The 18591-nt window shown below is 38.7% G+C and carries 17 protein-coding genes and 1 pseudogene; 3 read left to right on the forward strand and 15 right to left on the reverse strand.

All coding sequences use genetic code 11. From position 1 onward, the window contains the following. Positions 1-338: 338 nt before the first annotated feature. Both queA and P3G65_RS07240 read left to right on the forward strand, forming a co-directional pair. A complete protein-coding gene (gene queA, locus P3G65_RS07235; RefSeq protein WP_004256306.1) occupies positions 339-1367 on the forward strand; it encodes a tRNA preQ1(34) S-adenosylmethionine ribosyltransferase-isomerase QueA in 1029 nt (342 codons plus the stop codon). Continuing rightward, complete coding sequence (locus tag P3G65_RS07240) at positions 1368-1940, forward strand: hypothetical protein (protein WP_004256304.1); 573 nt, start codon at positions 1368-1370, stop codon at positions 1938-1940. Between the two features lie 170 nt (positions 1941-2110). Here the strand turns inward: P3G65_RS07240 and P3G65_RS07245 are convergent, their stop codons facing one another. The 6 genes from P3G65_RS07245 to pyrR all read right to left on the reverse strand — a co-directional run bounded on the left by P3G65_RS07245 (position 2111) and on the right by pyrR (position 7304). Beyond that, positions 2111-2506 carry an ArsC/Spx/MgsR family protein gene (locus tag P3G65_RS07245; RefSeq protein WP_004256302.1) on the reverse strand — a complete coding sequence of 132 codons (396 nt, stop codon included), beginning with the start codon at positions 2504-2506 and terminating at the stop codon, positions 2111-2113. Between the two features lie 211 nt (positions 2507-2717). Continuing rightward, a complete protein-coding gene (locus P3G65_RS07250; RefSeq protein ID WP_004256300.1) occupies positions 2718-3266 on the reverse strand; it encodes a biotin transporter BioY in 549 nt (182 codons plus the stop codon). Between the two features lie 106 nt (positions 3267-3372). Next, a complete protein-coding gene (locus P3G65_RS07255; protein ID WP_004256298.1) occupies positions 3373-4443 on the reverse strand; it encodes a carbamoyl phosphate synthase small subunit in 1071 nt (356 codons plus the stop codon). A 23-nt stretch (positions 4444-4466) separates the two neighbouring features. Further along, positions 4467-5390, reverse strand: coding sequence for an aspartate carbamoyltransferase catalytic subunit (locus tag P3G65_RS07260; RefSeq protein ID WP_004256295.1), 924 nt, complete (start codon positions 5388-5390; stop codon positions 4467-4469). Between the two features lie 100 nt (positions 5391-5490). After that, a complete protein-coding gene (locus tag P3G65_RS07265; protein WP_014025016.1) occupies positions 5491-6777 on the reverse strand; it encodes a uracil-xanthine permease family protein in 1287 nt (428 codons plus the stop codon). 2 nt (positions 6778-6779) lie between these two features. After that, positions 6780-7304, reverse strand: a complete 525-nt coding sequence (gene pyrR, locus P3G65_RS07270) for a bifunctional pyr operon transcriptional regulator/uracil phosphoribosyltransferase PyrR (RefSeq protein WP_004256286.1) — start codon at positions 7302-7304, stop codon at positions 6780-6782. 628 nt (positions 7305-7932) lie between these two features. On the opposite strand from pyrR, the gene nhaC reads away from it, so the two are divergent. Next, positions 7933-9348 carry a Na+/H+ antiporter NhaC gene (gene nhaC / locus P3G65_RS07275; RefSeq protein WP_019292753.1) on the forward strand — a complete coding sequence of 472 codons (1416 nt, stop codon included), beginning with the start codon at positions 7933-7935 and terminating at the stop codon, positions 9346-9348. Between the two features lie 37 nt (positions 9349-9385). Here the strand turns inward: nhaC and P3G65_RS07280 are convergent, their stop codons facing one another. From P3G65_RS07280 to rpsA, 9 genes and pseudogenes are all read right to left on the reverse strand, one after another. After that, entirely contained in the window at positions 9386-10738 is a 1353-nt protein-coding gene (locus tag P3G65_RS07280; RefSeq protein WP_019292754.1) for a gluconate:H+ symporter, read from the reverse strand. 16 nt (positions 10739-10754) lie between these two features. Next, the gene (gene gntK / locus P3G65_RS07285; protein ID WP_004256281.1) at positions 10755-12251 is read right to left on the reverse strand and encodes a gluconokinase; all 1497 of its coding nucleotides are present in this window, start codon (positions 12249-12251) and stop codon (positions 10755-10757) included. Between the two features lie 9 nt (positions 12252-12260). Next, the gene (gene gnd, locus P3G65_RS07290) at positions 12261-13166 is read right to left on the reverse strand and encodes a phosphogluconate dehydrogenase (NAD(+)-dependent, decarboxylating) (RefSeq protein ID WP_004256279.1); all 906 of its coding nucleotides are present in this window, start codon (positions 13164-13166) and stop codon (positions 12261-12263) included. A 154-nt stretch (positions 13167-13320) separates the two neighbouring features. After that, entirely contained in the window at positions 13321-14949 is a 1629-nt protein-coding gene (locus P3G65_RS07295) for an alpha-glucosidase (protein ID WP_284071142.1), read from the reverse strand. 112 nt (positions 14950-15061) lie between these two features. Continuing rightward, a complete protein-coding gene (locus P3G65_RS07300) occupies positions 15062-16219 on the reverse strand; it encodes a YncE family protein (protein WP_019292755.1) in 1158 nt (385 codons plus the stop codon). A 16-nt stretch (positions 16220-16235) separates the two neighbouring features. Further along, positions 16236-16355 (reverse strand): hypothetical protein, encoded by a 120-nt coding sequence (locus P3G65_RS07305; RefSeq protein WP_019292756.1) that lies wholly within the window; start codon positions 16353-16355, stop codon positions 16236-16238. A gap of 33 nt (positions 16356-16388) precedes the next feature. Continuing rightward, positions 16389-16616, reverse strand: a pseudogene (locus tag P3G65_RS11875) (hypothetical protein); the annotation flags it as partial. Next, on the reverse strand, positions 16613-16927 hold the full coding sequence (locus tag P3G65_RS07310) for a hypothetical protein (protein ID WP_019292757.1): 315 nt from the start codon (positions 16925-16927) through the stop codon (positions 16613-16615). The pseudogene P3G65_RS11875 and the gene P3G65_RS07310, both read right to left, overlap by 4 nt. A gap of 332 nt (positions 16928-17259) precedes the next feature. Continuing rightward, positions 17260-18483, reverse strand: a complete 1224-nt coding sequence (gene rpsA / locus P3G65_RS07315) for a 30S ribosomal protein S1 (protein WP_284071143.1) — start codon at positions 18481-18483, stop codon at positions 17260-17262. Between the last annotated feature and the right edge of the window lie 108 nt (positions 18484-18591).

An 18591-nucleotide genomic window follows, 5' to 3' on the forward strand; every position in this document is an offset into this window, starting at 1 on the left:
AAAAAACTATCTCAACAGGGTAGCTTTTTTTATTTACACCATTATATAATGGCTCATTAATTTATTTTTGCGGAATAATTGTACGAAGTGATAGAAGTAGATAACTTTACTCTAAAAAGAAGCAAGATTAATCTAAGCTTTTCATTTGTGATATAATATTGTTGTTATCTGTTCTCTACTTTTTATAGGAAGAGAATGGAAATCTATATTATAAATTTTTATATTAGGGGCCATCATTTAATGAAAAAGTTCTTCTTCTTTCGAAAAAGTCATCTTTTTCATAGGGATCCAATAATATAGGAAAATTAAAAATTTAAGAAAGCAGTAGAAAATATATTTTGAACATTAATGATTTTGATTTTAACTTACCAGAAGAACTTATCGCCCAAACACCTCTTGAAAAGCGTTCTGAGTCAAAGCTTTTAGTCTTGGATAAAGAAAGCCATTCTATGGAAGATAAACACTTCTATGATATTGTGGATGAGCTTAATCCTGGTGATGCCCTTGTTCTCAATAATACCCGTGTCCTTCCTGCACGTCTTTATGGTGTTAAGCCAGAAACTCAAGGACATGTAGAGCTTCTCCTTCTTAAAAACACTGAAGGTGATCAATGGGAAACTTTAGCTAAGCCTGCAAAACGGATGCGCATTGGTCAAGAACTTTCTTTTGGCGATGGACGTTTAAAAGCAACAGTTGTTGAAGAATTGGAACATGGCGGACGTATCGTTGAATTTAGTTACGACGGTATCTTCCTTGAAGTTTTAGAAAGTTTAGGCGAAATGCCACTTCCACCTTATATTCATGAAAAACTAGAGGATCAAGAACGTTATCAAACCGTCTTTGCAAAAGAAAACGGATCTGCTGCAGCACCAACCGCCGGCTTACATTACACACCTGAGCTATTAGATAAGATTCGTGCTAAAGGTGTTCATGTTGTGGAACTTACTTTACATGTCGGTTTGGGTACTTTCCGTCCCGTGAGCGTTGATAATATTGAAGAACACCATATGCATAGTGAATTCTATCAATTATCGGAAGAGGCTGCGGCAACACTTCGTGCTGTTAAAGCATCTGGACATCGTGTCATTGCTTGCGGTACAACTTCTATCCGTACATTGGAAACGATTGGAACAAAATTTGATGGAGATATTCAAGCAGATTCTGGCTGGACAGATATATTTATCAAACCTGGCTATCAATGGAAAGTCGTTGATGCTTTCAACACGAACTTCCACTTGCCAAAATCAACACTGGTTATGCTGGTTGCTGCTTTTGCTGGGCAAGAGTTTATCCTTGAAGCTTACCAACATGCAATTGATGAGCACTATCGCTTCTTTAGCTTTGGTGACGCGATGTTCGTAAAATAAATGAGCTTTCTTAATTTAGCACTCACTAAGAATTTTATTTCTGTCCTTTCAGATGGGCAAATTACCGAAAATGAGCAAGCTATTCGTACACATTTTAAAAAATTTTATGTGAGTCCTAATGGCTTTTTAGTGGGGATTACAGGTTTTCACAAGATAAGTGAAGAAATTCTAGTACAACTCCATTATCAACCGCAGCTTATCCCCCTCGAAGCTCAGGAGTTCCTTCTCAGCGCATTGCTCCGTTATAAGGACAAACGCTACGGGCTAACTAAAAAAGTTGCCTACAATGCTGTTATTGCCTTCTTTAACAATGGACAGCCACAAGCAAGAACCTATCATATGGAAGAAGGAAAGCTCTCGACGATGGACTATCTTGGTTCAAGTTTAATTTCCTTTCCTCCTGATGACATTGACTTTGATCCTAATAAGCTGATTAGCACTTATCTAAAAGATGGGCAATCTCTTCTACCTAAGATACAGTTATTGCAGCGTAACGCCCTTTACCGGATTGCAGAAAGCTCAAAGACTGTCAATAAAACGGTCTTCCAAGAAGTAATAAAAAAAGAGACATAGCATTGAGTCTCTTTTTTTATTTTACCCATATCCAAGGGATAATATGCCAATTAAATCCCAATAAGATTGAGAACATAATGATAAACAAGATATAAACAAAATATTCCATACCTTCTTCTACTTTTTTCCAAAATTTTTTCATTTTGTTCATTCCAATTCTTCTTTTAATTTTAGATAAAACCTTGGTCTGTAGCTAGTTCTAACCTGCGGTACTCTCTTGGGAAGAATTGACGTAAATCATCCATGTTATACCCCACTTGAACTTTATTTTCATCTAAAACTATCGGTGAACGAAGCAGATAAGCATTTCGAGATAAATATTCTAGACCTTCGTCCAGATTCATTTCTAGAAGCATGTCTAAACTGCTCTGTGTCTGGGGGTTACTCATGCTCGACCGTTTGGTAATTGTCTCAATTCCTCCATCCATATAGGACAAAATTTTTTGCAAGTCTTGCTTAGAGATTTCACCCATTCTTTTCATATCTACATTTATTTTATACTTTTCAAACCATGACTTTGCTTTTTGGCTAGAACCACGGCCTTGTCTATAGTAAAATTTAATCATACTTTCCTCCCGTATTCTTTAAATAAGAAAACAGGAAGTGACCTATTCTTTTGTACAATGAGACTTTCTCTATAATATTGAATCACTTTATTTCCCATAATAAAAATTATATATCAATTCTATGAGAAAATAAGACAAAGCTTGGTAAATACAAAGCACCTTTCTTTATCTAAAAAACTTTCCAATAATTTGGAAAGCTTTTTATAAATTGTTATTTAGAAAAATAAGGATTGGTTTTAAAAAGAATATCAAGGAGTGCTACACCAACTGCAGCTACAATCACTGCCTTGATAATTGCTCCGAGAATAAAAGGAGCAAAGCCAATACCAAAGGCTGTTCCCCAAGGTGCATCGATAAAGAATTTTAGCCATACGGTACCCAGTACAAGAATCAAAAACTGAGCAAGAAGATTGGTCAGTAAAATAGAGAAAAATTTACGTTCAGTCTTCTTTAAAAAGTACGAAAGGAGGGGAGCTACGAGTACAAAGGAGAATAAAAAGCCACCTGTTGGACCAAATAAAGCACCGATCCCTGATGCTCCTCCGGCATAAACGGGTAAACCAACTGCTCCTAAGACGAGGTAAATCAGTAATGCAAAAAAGCTCTCACGAGGCTGCAACAAGGTTGCAATAAGGCCAATCGCCAAAGTTTGAAGCGTAATGGGTACAATCCCCACAGGAATAGCCAAGGGAGAAAGTACTGCAATAATCGCCGCCCCTAAAGCGATAAGGGTAATAGAATATGTTTTAGAAATTTTCATGAAAAAGTCCTTTTTTGTTTTATAGATAAAATTATATCAGCTTTTATAAAAGAATACAATCTTAAACTTTATGATTTATTAAAAAAACAGCCTTTTCAGCTGTTTTTTAATTTTGATATTCATCCATCATGTCCATAAAGTCATCAAATAAATAACTTGCATCATGTGGGCCGGGTGCCGCATCTGGATGAAATTGTACCGAAAAGGCTGGATAACGTTTGTGGCGTACCCCTTCAATGGACCCATCGTTTATTTCTACATGGGTAACCAAAAGCTCTTCTGGTAAATCCTCTGATGATACGGCATACCCATGATTTTGGCTCGTAAAGTCAATTCGGCCTGTTGCAATTTCTCTGACAGCATGGTTAAAGCCGCGATGGCCAAATTTCATTTTATATGTTGTTGCGCCATTTGCTAGACTAAAGAGTTGGTGTCCCAAACAAATTCCAAAAATCGGAACTTTACCTTGAATCTGTTGAATCATTGTCACCGCTTGAGGAACATCTGTCGGATCTCCAGGACCATTTGTGAGCATGACACCATCTGGGCTCATCTCTAAAATTTCTTCTGCAGTCGTATTATGGGGCACAACAGTAATGTCGCAATGTCTTTTTGATAATTCACGTAGAATTGAATGTTTAAGACCAAAGTCAACAACAACTACTTTTCTTCCTGTATTGGGGGAAGAGTATGCTGTTAAAGTACTGCTTTTTTCCACTTGATTATTAGGTAAAACAGTGGCTTTAAGTTGGCTCATTTGGTGCTCTATTTCATCTTTAGCATTAACCAATGCTGCCTTCATAGTGCCATGTTGACGAATAATTTTCGTCAGAGCCCGTGTATCAATGCCTGAAATCCCAGGGATATTTTTAGCTTCTAAGAATTCATCCAATGACATCTGCATACGCCAGTTTGACGGACGGCGTGCTGCTTCACTCACCACGACTGCCTTACAGCTTGGATGAATTGATTCGTAGTCGTCTCGATTGACGCCGTAATTTCCAACCAATGGATAAGTAAAGGTCAAGATTTGTCCATTATAAGATTGGTCCGTGATGGATTCTTGATAACCGGTCATTCCCGTACTAAAAACAAGTTCTCCAGTGATATCTGTATTGGCACCAATGGCTTGCCCCTCAAAAATGGTTCCATCTTCTAATATTAACAGTCGCTTCATAGATTCCTCCAATAATTCTTCGCTTAGTTGCGCAATACGGCTTCTAAAATAGCCATGCGGGTGTAAACACCGTTGGTCATTTGTTGGACAATACGGCTTTTCGCACATTCTACTAAGCTGTCCGCAATTTCAACATCACGGTTTACTGGTGCAGGATGCATAATAATAGCGGTATCACGCAGTTTTTCGGCACGATCTACGGTTAAACCATAGCGTTCATGGTAATCTTCTTTAGAAATAATATCTCCTGCTGTATGACGCTCATACTGCACACGCAGTAACATATGCACATCAAGTTCTGGCAAGATATCATCCAGATGCGCATAACTACCATAAGCTCCGAATTCTTCTTCCTTGTACCATTTTTCAGGTCCAGTGAAATAGATTTGAGCCCCTAATTTCTGAAGCATCATCATATTTGATTTAGCGACACGAGAATGGGTTAAATCACCTGAGATGGCAATTTTTAAACCTTCAAATTTTCCGAATTCTTCATAAATCGTCATCAAATCCAGCAAACATTGGCTTGGATGTTGTCCACTTCCATCTCCCCCATTTACAATGGCACAATGGATATTGTCTGAATTAATCAACTGATCGTAGTAATGCTCCTCAGAAGAGCGGATTACACAAACTTCAACGCCAAGTGCGTCCAAAGTTAAAATTGTATCGTACAGTGTCTCACCTTTGCTCAGCGCACTTGTCCCAACATCAAACTCAAGTACATCTAAGCCTAATTTACGTTCAGCGATATGGAAAGAGTTATGTGTCCGGGTGCTGTTTTCAAAGAAAAGATTGGAAGTGAAAATTTGGCGATCACTTTCAAATTTTGCTGTTCCCTTTTTAAACTCTGAAGCACGTTTGATCAAAGCCATAACTTCTTCTGTTGACAAAACTTCCATGCTTGTCAAATGTGACAAGCTTACTAAACCATTTGTTACTGACATTATAGGTCTCCTTTACCCTAATCATGCTCTCTCTGTAGCATGATTTTTAAAAATGTGAATGAACGACTGTGATTTGCTCTTTGAAGAGCAAAACTCTATATTAAGCTTCCTCCGGTAAAACCAGATTAAGCACAATACCAATAATTGTTGCAATAGCTACAGATGAAATTTGTAGATTTTGCGTGATGTCAAGAACCATACCTCCGATACCGATAACCAGTACGACACTTGAAATTAACAAGTTACGTTTGATATCAAAGTTGATTTTATTTTCAACAATAATTTTCAAACCACTTGCAGCAATAACTCCGAAGAGGGCGATGGAAGCTCCACCGATAACCGGGCTTGGGATGGAAGTCAGCAAGGCTGTCAATTTCCCGATGAAGCTAACTACTACCGCAAGAACAGCGGCACCGGCAATAACATAGATCGAATGTATCTTCGTAATGGCCATAACACCGATGTTTTCCCCGTATGAAGTTACTGGCGGCGCACCGATAAATGAAGCAATAACTTGTGCTACCCCATCCCCTGCTAAAGTACGGTCAAGGCCTGGCTCTTTAAAATAGTCTTTGCCCGTCAAGGAATTTAAAACCATGATGTGTCCAAAGTGCTCCGTCATTGTAACAAAGGCGATAGGCGCCATCGTCAAGATTGCTGAAGGATAAAAGGCCCACTTATAACTTAAAAACGGAATTTCCATTGTAGGAAGTGAGAGCCAGCTTGCTTGGGAAACATTTGAAAAGTCAACAATGCTTTGACCAGTTACTTTACCAATGATAATGGCTGCGACATATCCGGTAACAATTCCGAGCAAGATCGGAACTACAGAAAGGAAACCCTTGCCGTAGATACTGAAAATAACGATTGCCATGACAGTAATCATGGAAATAGCTAAGAAAGGCAAACTATATCCTGTCATTGCTCCCGGGTTAGTGTACATGGAGTCATTGATAGCTACAGGTGCCAAGGAAAGACCGATAACCATAACGATTGGACCTACAACGATGGGCGGTAAAACTCGGTCAATCCAGCCTTGCCCAGCAAAGCGAACAATAATGGCAACAAGCAAGTATACTAAACCACCGGTTAAAGCACCTTGAGCAATTGCTGGCATTCCACCTTGCTTCATCAGGAGTTGCATTGCCCCGATGTAGGCAAAACTTGAACCCATATAAGCCGGGACCTTAAAACGTGTCACCGACATATGCGCTAAAGTCCCTAAACCAGAACTAAGCAGCGCAATCGCAGGGTCAATACCTACAAGGATAGGAACCAAAACCGTTGAGCCAAACATGGCAAAGAGATGTTGGAATGAAAGGCCAAACCATTGCCCGCCTTTTGGTTTTTCGTCAACTTTTAAAAGAATATCTGTATTACTGGACACGATTAAGCCTCTTCTTTCTTAATTAAGATGCTATCTTCACCGTCAACTTCTGACATGTTGACAATGATTTCTTCACCTTGGGATGTGGGAATATTTTTTCCAACATAATCCGCACGAATCGGCAATTCACGATGCCCACGATCCACTAAGACTGCTAACTGGACACGCGCAGGACGTCCACGGTCAACTAAACCATCAATCGCTGCACGAATCGTACGACCAGTATAGAGCACGTCGTCTACTAAGACAATGTCTTTCCCTGTAATATCAACGTTAATTTCTGTTGTATCTTCTGTCGCTTTCTTATCATCACGGAATGGACGTGTATCAAGTTCGCCTAAAGGCATATCGATATTTTCCAATTGGGCCAAACGCTCTTGGATTCGTTGAGCCAAGTACACACCACGTGTCTTAATTCCGATAAGGACCAGTTTATCCAATTCCTTGTTTCGTTCAATAATTTCATAAGTAATACGTGTAATCGCACGTTTCATTGTGATTTCATCAATGATTTCTTTTTTTGCCATAAAACACTCCAATATAGAAAAATTCCCTAGTCCAAGGGCTAGGGAAGGTATCAGAAAATACTCTATAATATACTTTAATTAAGTTCATTCAAGATTCTGACCTTGCCTGCCTCTCTGGACACACTTAAAGGTTATAGTGATTATAGCAAATCCTTGATTTTTTTGCAAGAATTTACGACAGATCCCCCTTTCAAAATTAAAATAATTATCAATATACAGAATATTTCTATTCTTTGAGTAAATATTTTTGACAAATTAAAAACTTTAATATATTCTTGTACATAAGCTAAAAAACATTTTAACCCAGTAGGAAATAGTTTTCTTGTTCAGAAAGTCGGTGGTTGCTGCGAACCGATCAGGACTATTTGTTGAATTACACTAAAATGAGCGGATAAAAATAATAAATGAAATGATAAAGAAAAACACTCGCTGTTTTAAAAATAAGGTGGTACCGTGGAGAAATTCGCCCTTAGCTTCTTAAGCTGAGGGTGTTTTTTTATTTCAAAAGGAGGAAAGATATGAGCTCACAGAACATAAGTTATTTATCCTGTGGAGGAATTATCCGATATTGTTTAACAAACGTTCATAAACAATTGCAAAACACAAGTTAATCTACAAGGAAAAATATATGAAAAAAATAAAACAACCCAGCATGATGGAAGCCTGTCTCATGCTTACTTTAGTCATCGCAACAATTGCCCTTTCCGTAATCGGCTTTAAGATTGCTCCCAATATTGCCATTTTGTTTGCTATCGGTATTGTCATGATTTACATGTCTGTAAAACGTATGCCCTTCGATGCAATTCATGATGGTATTATCTCTGGAATAAAACCTGGCATCATCCCAATATTTATCTTTATTTTAGTAGGATCCTTAATCGCTGTATGGATTCAAGCTGGAATTATTCCTACTCTTATGGTCCTTGGCTTTGATATTATCAGTGTCAAATGGTTCGTACCTTCAGTCTTCATTGTCTGTGCAATTGTAGGGAGTGCCGTAGGAAGTGCTTTTACCGTGATGTCGACTATCGGTATTGCTTTCTTTGGTATCGGTGCAACGCTCGGACTAAATCCTGCTCTCATCGTTGGGGCGATTGTCTCGGGTGCTGTTTTCGGAGATAAAATGTCTCCACTTTCAGAATCAACAAACCTTACTGCTGCCGTTGTTGATGCGGATTTATTTAAGCATATCAAAAATCTCATGTGGTCAACCCTTCCAGCATTTTTGGTTTCCTTAGTCTTATTTGCCATTTTAGGTGTCAGCAACCAAGCAACGAGTCTAGATAAGATTGCTGAAGTCACAAAAGTTCTACATGCTCATTTTTCAATTTCTGGCTGGGCCTTCATTCCTATCCTCCTTATGTTTATCTGTGCTTGGAAAAAAATCCCTGCCATCCTTACTATTCTTTTAAATATCGGTATCGCTTTAGTAATGATATTTATTCAGAACCCACATACAAAAGTTACTGACCTCGGTTTATTAATTGATTCTGGTTTTAAATCAGCAACAGGAAATCAAGAAATTGACCTCCTACTTTCACGTGGTGGAATTGAAAGCATGATGTCAACAGTATCACTCATCATTCTTACCTTATCTCTTGGCGGTCTCCTCATGAAAACAGGACTTGTTTCGACAGTCATGGACCGGGTTGCACATAAGCTTGCCTCACCAAAGAGTTTGATCACAACGACCTTGTTTACTAGTATCGGTGTAAATATCTTTATTGGTGAGCAATTTCTTTCGATAATTCTTCCTGGAAATGCTTTTAAAGAGGTCTACAAAAAAGCCAATCTTGACCCCGTTGTCTTGGGACGTACGCTTGAGGATGGCGGAACAGTCATCAACTACCTTATTCCTTGGGGAATTGCAGGGAGTTTCGTTGCCAGTACTTTCGGCGTACCAACTCTGACTTACTTACCTTTTGTCTTCTTTAGTTTGTTCTCCCCTGTCTTTTCTCTTATCAGCGCTTTTACTGGCCTTGGGGTTAAAAAGATTTCCAGTATGAAAACAAAAGATGTTGTTTCTACAGTGCAAAGTTTGTAATAAAAAGCCATTAGAGAACTTCTAATGGCTTTTTTTCTTATACAAACACATTTAATATAAGTGCTCCAACGAGCCCAACAATGGCAATTAATGTTTCTAAAAGCGACCATGTTAACAGCGTTTCTTTGACTGTAAGATTGAAATATTCTTTAAACATCCAGAAACCTGCGTCATTGACATGACTAAAGAAAAGTGAGCCTGCTCCTGTAGCGATAACTAACAAAGCCGGATTTGTACCTGTAGCTGCCATTAAAGGTAAAACGAGTCCAGCTGCAGTTAAGGCTGCAACTGTGGCAGAACCCAAAGCTAAACGTAGAACAACAGCAATTAACCAAGCTAAAATCAAGGGTGACAGACGACTACCTTGGAAGATTTGAGCAACTGAGTCACCCACACCACCATCAATAAGGACTTGTTTAAAGGCACCACCACCACCAATAATTAGGAGCATCATGGAAATCTGTTTAATAGAAGCTTCTGCTGATGCCATTAAACGTTTCATTGGAATCTTACGGAAAATACCCATGGTAAAGATAGCGATAAGTAGTGAAAGAAGCATTGCCACATCCGGGCTACCAATAAAAGCAACTATATTATCTAGCGCACTTGGATTTTTTGGTGTTTTGCCTCCATGTGCCACCATCACGTATAAAGTAGAAATGGCCATCAAAAGAACTGGCATAAGTGAGGTAAGCGTTGCTGACAAGAAAGAGGGTGTTTCTTCAAGTCTGAACTCTTTATATTCTCCAACTGTTGACAGATTGCCTTTTCTTGAGAAAGCATCCGGTACCATCTTTTTCGCAAATTTTGTAAAGAGAGGTCCTGCGATGAGAACTGTAGGTACGGCAATAATAAAACCGTAAAGAAGGACTAAACCCATATTTGCCCCGTAAACACCTGCAATGGCTGTAGGTCCAGGGTGAGGGGGGAGGAAGCCATGGGCCACAGACAGAGCTGCAACCATCGGAATACCCAAATAGAGAATTGGAATAGCGAGTTCTGCAGCAATCGCAAAGATAATTGGAATTAAAAGAACCATACCGACTTCAAAGAAAAGTGCGATTCCAATGATAAAGGAAGCTAAAACAACAGCAAGCTGAATCCTTTTATTCCCAAATTTGTCAATCAGCGTGTGCGCAATACGATAGGCACCGCCGGCATCTGAGACCAAGCGGCCAAGCATGGCTCCAAACCCAAAGATAATTCCTAAATGACCGAGCTGCCCGCCAATCCCTGTTTCGATAGAAGTTGGAATCTTTGCTAAATCAATCCCAAGAAGCATCGCAACAATAAAGGAAACGATAACCAGAGAGACAAAAGTATTAAACTTAGCTTTCCCAATCAAGAAAAGCAAGATCAATACTCCGACCAAAACGATAAGTAAATCCATAAAAATCTCCTAACTTTTATTTACGCTGATAGTCAGCTATAGCCTTATAACTTTCTTCAAAACTACGGGCCAATTGTACAAAAATAATTGATAATTCTCTATAAGCTTTAAAATTCTTGCTGTTAGGCTTGTAGGTTGCATTAGATCCAATCATTTGCTCAACAACATCCAAATCATCAATCAATCCTAAGGATTTTTCTGCCATTACCACAGCTGCTAAACAGCCTGCTTCCTTGCTTTCTGGCACATTAATTGGTTGTTCAAAAATATCAGCTAAAATTTGTGTCCATAACTCTGAACTGACAAATCCGCCTGTTGCTTGGATTTGCTTTAAATCTCCTGTCACCTCAATCAAACTTAGAGCCACCATGTAAAGATTGAACATTACACCCTCTAAAACTGCGCGGGCCATATGATCTCGATTATGTCCATGGTTTAAGCCAAAGAAGGAGCCTCTGGCATTAGCATCCCAAAGAGGGGCACGTTCACCACCCAAATAAGGATGGAAAAGCAGCCCTTCTGCTCCCGCTTCTATCTGCGCGGCAATCTCAGTAATTTCGTCAAAGTTTAATTCCTCATCGAAAATTTGATCCCTTACCCAACGGAAAACATCGCCACCAGAGTTAACTGGACCTCCAACTACCCAATGTTCTTTGTCCAAAGCATAGGTAAATGTCCGTGCTTTAGCATCGACACGTGGCTTGTCTGTTACCACCCGAATCGCGCCTGAAGTCCCAATAGTAATTGCAGCTACTCCTGGTTTAATGGCATTAACACCAAGATTAGAAAGTGGACCATCTCCTGCGCCCCAGACAAACTTAGTTGTCTCAGGAATGCCCATCTTCTTGGCAAATTCTGAAGGCATTCCCTCTTCAATCTCATAAGGTTCAACGACTTGTGGAAGTTGCTGTTGGGAAACTTTCACTAGTTTTAGAACTTCCTTGTCCCAGTTCAACTCATGAATATTAAAAATTCCTGTTCCAGTTGCGACCGACAAGTCCATCTTGTTCGTTTTAAAGAGACGATAGAAAATATAGCCTTTCAAATCAAGATAGTGCGCTGCATTTTCAAAAACTTCTGGGCGTTCACTTGCTAGCCATAAAAGTTTTGAGAGTGGCGCCATCGGATGAATCGGTGTTCCTGTTCGTTGATAAATTTCAAAACCTTGTCCTGAAGACTTCAGTTCATCTGTAAAAGCAACTGCTCGTGTATCTGCCCACGTAATTACTCTTGTCAAAGGTTGCCACTCTTGGTCAAAAGCAATAAGCGAGTGCAGTTGTGTACTGAAAGATACAGCTAAGAGCTCATCTTCCTCTTCTAGATGAATTGAAACCTCACGAATAGTAATCAAAACAGCTTCGAAAATGTCTTCCAGGGATTCTTCTGCCATTCCTGTCGAATCTCGATGAAGTTTATAGCCATGACTGCTACTAGCCACGATTTCTCCGTCTTTCTTAAAGAGAACTGCCTTAGTTGCAGTCGTCCCTAGGTCAAGACCAATCAAATATTCCATTTTTTCTCCTTACTTTTCTACTACTGCATGTCCACCAAAACCATTGCGCAAGGCAGCAACAACTTTTCCTGTCATTGTATCTTCTTGCAAACTACGATTTCGCATCATGAGTGAGAGAGCAATGATTGGGGCAGGGACTTCTAAATCTAGACTTTCTTCCACTGTCCATTTTCCTTCACCCGAAGCTGCAACTTTTCCTGCAATATCTTCTAATTTTGGGTCTTGAGCAAACTGTGCTTCAGCCAACTCCATCAACCAGCTACGAATAACCGATCCATGATTCCATAGTTTTGCTACCGCCTCGTAATCATAATCATAAGGTGAGGCTTCTAAAATTTCAAAACCTTCAGCAATAGCCTGCATCATGCCATATTCAATCCCATTGTGAATCATTTTGAGATAATGACCGCTCCCTAATTTTCCAGTATAGAGATAACCGTTCTCTTGCGCCAAGGCTTTAAATAGTGGTTCAAGAACTTTCCAAGATGCTTCGTCATCTCCACCAATCATAAAGTTCCCGCCAGAGCGTGCACCAGCCATCCCTCCCGAAGTTCCAACATCGAAAAAGTGAATTCCTTTCTTTTTAAGTTCTTCATTTTGCTTCAAGTTGTCTTTATAATTAGAATTTCCGCCATCAATAAGAATGTCACCCGCAGAGAGTTGTTCAGAAAGCTGTTCAATTGTTGAATTTGTCGCTTCTCCGGCTGGCAACATTACCCATACTATTTTAGGACTTGGAAGTTTACTTAAAAGATTTTCCAAGCTATGAGCTGCGGTTATTTTTTCAGAATATTTTTCTGCTTCATGCGCAATCGCTTCATTTTGATCAAAAGCCACCACTTCGATACCATGATCCACAGCATTTTGTACTAAGTTGTAGCCCATTTTTCCAAGACCGATTATTCCAAATTTCATTATATCTACTCTCCTTAAATTATCTGTCAATATTTTGATAACGCTTTCTTTTATTATAAGTAATTCTTTTTCATTTGTCAACAATTTAAATGTAAATGTTTTTCTGTTAAAAGATGCACAAAAAAACCTTACTCTGAGTAAGGTGGTTTGTAATTTATTTAAGTTTAGCAACAAAGGCTTCATAAGGTTTGAGGACAATTTCTTCCACATTATCGATAGCCTCAGGATAGTTATGAATTACTTCCTCTTTTACTTCATATGAGGAAGAAAATTGATTTTTCTTAGTACTGAAATTAGCCACAATTAACCAGTTTTCACCTTTGTAAGATCGAATATAAGCAAAAACTTCTTCCGCTGTATCTTTAAGTAGCTCGAACTTGCCCCAGACGATGATTGGGTTTTCTTTACGTAAAGCAATCAACTTTTGATAAGTGTAAAAGATGGAATTTTCATCCTCTAAGGCTGCCTCTACATTAATTTTTTCATAGTTAGGGTTAATGGCTAACCAAGGATGGCCTGCACTAAATCCAGCTGATTTTTCATTGCTCCATTGCATCGGTGTACGTGCATTGTCACGTCCCTTTGCGTTGATTGAATGAAGAATATCCTCCTTACTGTAACCTTCCTCCAATCTCTCAAAATACATATTTCGACTTTCAATATCATCAATTTGTTCAATATCATTTACAGGTTTATTGGTCATGCCAATTTCTTCTCCTTGATAAATGTACGGAGTTCCTTTCATCATATGTAGGAGAATAGCTAGCATTTTAGCCGATTCTACACGGTATTCTTTATCATTACCCCAACGTGAGACAATCCTTAGCAGATCATGGTTATTCCAAAAGAGTGAATTCCAGCCTTCATTTCCTAATTCTGTTTGCCATTTACTAAAGACCTCCTTTAATTTTGGAATCTCTAGTGGCATCAAATCCCACTTGGTTTTTCCTTCAGCTTCATCTAAACCGATATGTTCAAATTGGAATACCATCGAGAGCTCTTTATTGGCTGGGTTAGAATATTGTTTCGCAATTTCAGGTGTTGCGCCCCAAGTTTCTCCTACAGTCAGCAGATTTTTATCCCCAAAAGTCGCCTGATTCATCTCCTTCAAATAATCGTGTAATTTTGGTCCATTTCCTGTAATACCTTGATTTGGTTGCTTCCCAATCAAATCGATGACATCCATACGGAAACCTCCGATACCTTTATCTATCCAAAAGTTCATCATCTCATAAATGGCTTGGCGGAGTTTTTCATTTTCCCAATTGAGATCCGGTTGCTTCTTGCTGAACAAATGCAAATAGTATTGCTCTACAACTTCATCCCATTGCCAAGCAGGGCCTCCGAAGATTGACTTCAAATCATTAGGCAAACTGCCATCAGATGGTGCATCTCTCCAGATATAATAGTCGTGGTAGTTATTTTCTTTAGATTTTCTTGCTTCAATAAACCATGGATGCTCATCGCTGGTATGATTAACAACTAGATCCATAATAATTTTGATACCACGTTTATCTGCTTCAGAAATAAGCCTTTCCATGTCTCTCATCGTGCCAAATTCGTCCATAATAGACTCATAATCTGAAATATCATAACCATTATCATCATTGGGAGACTGATAAACAGGACTGAGCCAAATACCACCAATACCTAGCTCAGCAAGATAATCTAAACGCGATATAATACCTTTAATATCGCCTATACCATCTCCATTACTGTCTTGAAAACTTCTCGGATAAATCTGATACATCACAATTTCTTGCCACCAATTTTGTTGATTCATTATTTATTTCCCCTTTTTTCATTTTACGCAAGCGGTTGCTTAAAAATATGATAGCATTTTTAAACAAAATGAGCAACAAAAAGGTAAAGAATATTTTTTATCACGTGAGGTATCATTTCTTCAAAGCTAATAAATGTGCGTATTCTAAATCATATTTTACTAAATCAAGTCCGAAAATTTTTTCTTGCTTTTCTAAATCATAGACAAGAAGATTTTTCCAAGTTAAAATCCAAACTTTGCCGCCTTTATCAAAGTCGACATTAATTAGCATATCTTCTGTAGAATAGTTCTCCATGAGTGATTCATCAAGTGCTAAACGACTGATTTTTTGGCTATCTATGTCGTAGAAACTTATTATCATTGAGGTATCAAAACTGTCATTCGCATGACTAATGGCTAAAGTTTTTTCATCATTGGATACTGCTATTTTGTGAGGTTCATCTTGCCCCAAGCTAACTTCCTTGCGTGCCAAACTGTCTTTATCAAGGATAACCAATTTATCTTGTGGAGTGGGTTCATAAGGATTACTTTTCAAGCGATTCCCTGTATTTGTCAGGTAAAATTTATTTCCTATTAATTTCATATCCAAAAAACCTTCTGAGTTTGCTACAGCAGCACTTGCATTAGTGATTAATCTTTCATCTACCTTCTTTAAAGTCTTTTTATCAAAAGTCACAAGATTATTGTGTGTGTACTTATCGCCCACATTCATCACATTATTCAAAACATAGAGATTTTTCTCATCCGTTGCTGCTGCAGACATCACATTATCAGCCGTATCTGGGAATTTAAATTGCTTTTTTAGTGTTTTCGACTTATCATATTTATGAACCGAACCTCCCTCTGGTTGACTGGTCATAGGGTAGTAAAACTTGCCATCAAATCCCGCTCCCGTGATTGGTTCTTCTGGGTATTCTGCTTTCGATAAGCTGCCTTTTTCAATATCTAAGCTAACGACTGTTTGTGGACCTCTTGGAAAAGGTCCTGGTGTGAAATCTTCAAAAACAAAGAAATGATTATTTTTAGAATCTGGTTGGAGATTATGGGTTGCGGTCTGCTCTCCTAGCTTTACTTTGTCTTCTGAGCGTTTCTTTGCCCCTTTATCTGTCCGCTCAAAACCTACAATCTTTTTATACGACATGATATAAAAGTCAGTTTTTTTACTCGTTTTAAAGGTCTGTTCTCCTTTAGGGAAGCTTCTATAGACTAAAAAGACGGCACCGAGCGAGAGTAAAACAGTAGCTAGGACTCGTAGTATTATTTTTTTCATTATCCGATAGACATCCTTATTTTGCGCGATAAATCAACTGGACTTTATTATTATAAAGCAACTCGGAAGGATGGATAGCACGTGCACCTGGGATATCGTAAGCGGAGGTATTGAGATTAACCTTGGCAACATCCATATAGGCTGCCCAAACCAGCTGCGAACAGTAAAAACTGTTCCTATTATTGGTTCTGTAGAAGTTATAATTATAAGGCTTGCCTACCTGTCTCCCCGCCCAATGACCCGCATGCCAATCTTGTGAGACAGTCGTTGACTTTACACCTGTTTGCCAGACATTATATTTTCCTACTTTTCCACGACCCTCAAAGTTATATTGAAGCTTAACCCCTGTTTTTGGGGAAGATTCTGCAGTAACCCATGATTTTTGTGGCGCTACTATTCCCGCATGCCAGCTCCAGAAATTCCATTGTTTGTCACAGCGATAACGCCATCACGCCAGGTCCATCTGCCATGTCGCGCACGTGTTCGCCCTGTCTTATCCGGAACTACTGGTAAGTTATCGATCTTTTCCATGATCTTATTTTCCTTCATTTCTTGATCAACCATCTTGAGATATATTTCTTCCAGTTCTTTTTCCATTTTTCTTGTTTCTTCGGAATCTGATGAGCGGCTACTCCTTTCTAATTTTTTGACATGTTCTGCCATCCTTGCTTTCAAGTCTTCCAAGGATTCGGCTTGGACTTGGCCCACTCCCCTAAGGTTAATAAAACAAAACTCATCAGTCCGACTGATACTTGTTTTTTATTTTTCATCATAAATTTCCTCTTTTCCAATAATTTTTTCTTTCATCTTAACATAGATTTAACACCTATAATCTTTCTGTTTTATAAAGAAAAATTAAATCAAAGAAATAAATAGAAAGCTCTCGAAATGCTTTAAGCTTTCGCAATCAACACAAAGAAATCTCAATAAAATAGAAAAACTCCTGAACTATTAAGTTCAGAAGTCAATTTCAAATTGCCAAAAGAAATTTTTATCTAAGATCAAAAAAAGTCGCTTAAGCGACTTTTCTGGAGATTTTCTTACAAATCGTTGATGTCGAAGTCTTCACCAAGGAAGTCTGCGAGTGAGAAACCTTCTTGAGTTTCTGGAAGATCGTAGCTTGGTTTAGCTGCTTTACGTGGAGCACGTGGTTTACGGTCACGTTTTTCGCCATCTTCGTTATTACGAGCTGGGCGAGCTGGAGCTTCTTCCAATGCTTTGATTGAAAGTGAGATACGTTCTTCTTCAGGTTTCACGTCGAGAACTTTTACGTTCACAACTTGACCAACTTTAAGTACGTCTTTTGGATTTTCAACACGTTCCCAAGAGATTTGTGAAACGTGAACAAGTCCTTCAACGCCTGGGAAGAGTTCAACGAATGCACCAAAGTCAGTGAGACGTTTAACAGTTCCTTCAACAGTTGAGCCAACTGGTGCTTTTTCTTCAACTTGTTCCCATGGGCCAGCTTGTGTAGCTTTAAGAGAAAGTGAAAGACGACCAGCTTCTTCATCAAGTTTCAAGATTTTAACTTCAACTTTATCACCAGGTTTTACAACGTCTGATGGACGTTTAACACGGTGGTGGCTAAGTTCTGAAACGTGAACAAGTCCGTCAATACCACCAAGGTCAACGAATGCACCGAAGTTAGTAACACGTGAAACAGTACCTTCAACGATATCGCCTTCGTTCAATTGAGCAAAAGCTTCTTTACGCATTTCGATAGTTTCAGCTTCAACTACAGCACGACGGCTAAGGATGAAGCGGTTTTCAGAAGCGTTGATTTCGATAATTTTAGCTTCAATTTCTTGACCAACAAATTTCTTAGTATCTTTAACGAAGTATGTATCAATCATAGACGCTGGGATAAATCCACGAATACCGTTATAGTCTACTGAAAGTCCGCCTTTAACGTCTTTAGTAACTTTAACTGTAAGGATTTCGCCTTCTTTACCTTCAAGTTCAGTCCAAGCTTTACGAGCTTCAAGACGTTTCAATGAAAGAAGGTATACATTTGCACCTTCAGCATCTTTACCAACGATTTGTTTAATAACAAGCAAATCAAGAATATCACCAGGTTTTACGAATGTATTGATATCAGCATCACGGTCGTTTGTGATTTCGCGAAGTGTAAGGACACCTTCAACACCTGTACCAACGATAGCAACTGTTGCTTGCCCGTTTTCGATAGTAAGGATTTCACCCTTTACGACGTCACGTACTTTAACGTCCTCAACGCTGTTTAACAATGTTTCAAATTCATTCATTTGTAAAAAAATTCCTCCAACAATTTGACTGTCTACAGTCTTATGACTTAGTATATCACAACTATGAGAGAAATGAAAGCTTTTTAATACTTTTTTTCTTCTTTTTTA

This window comes from Lactococcus sp. bn62, from assembly GCF_029492705.2.
GTDB lineage: Bacteria > Bacillota > Bacilli > Lactobacillales > Streptococcaceae > Lactococcus > Lactococcus petauri.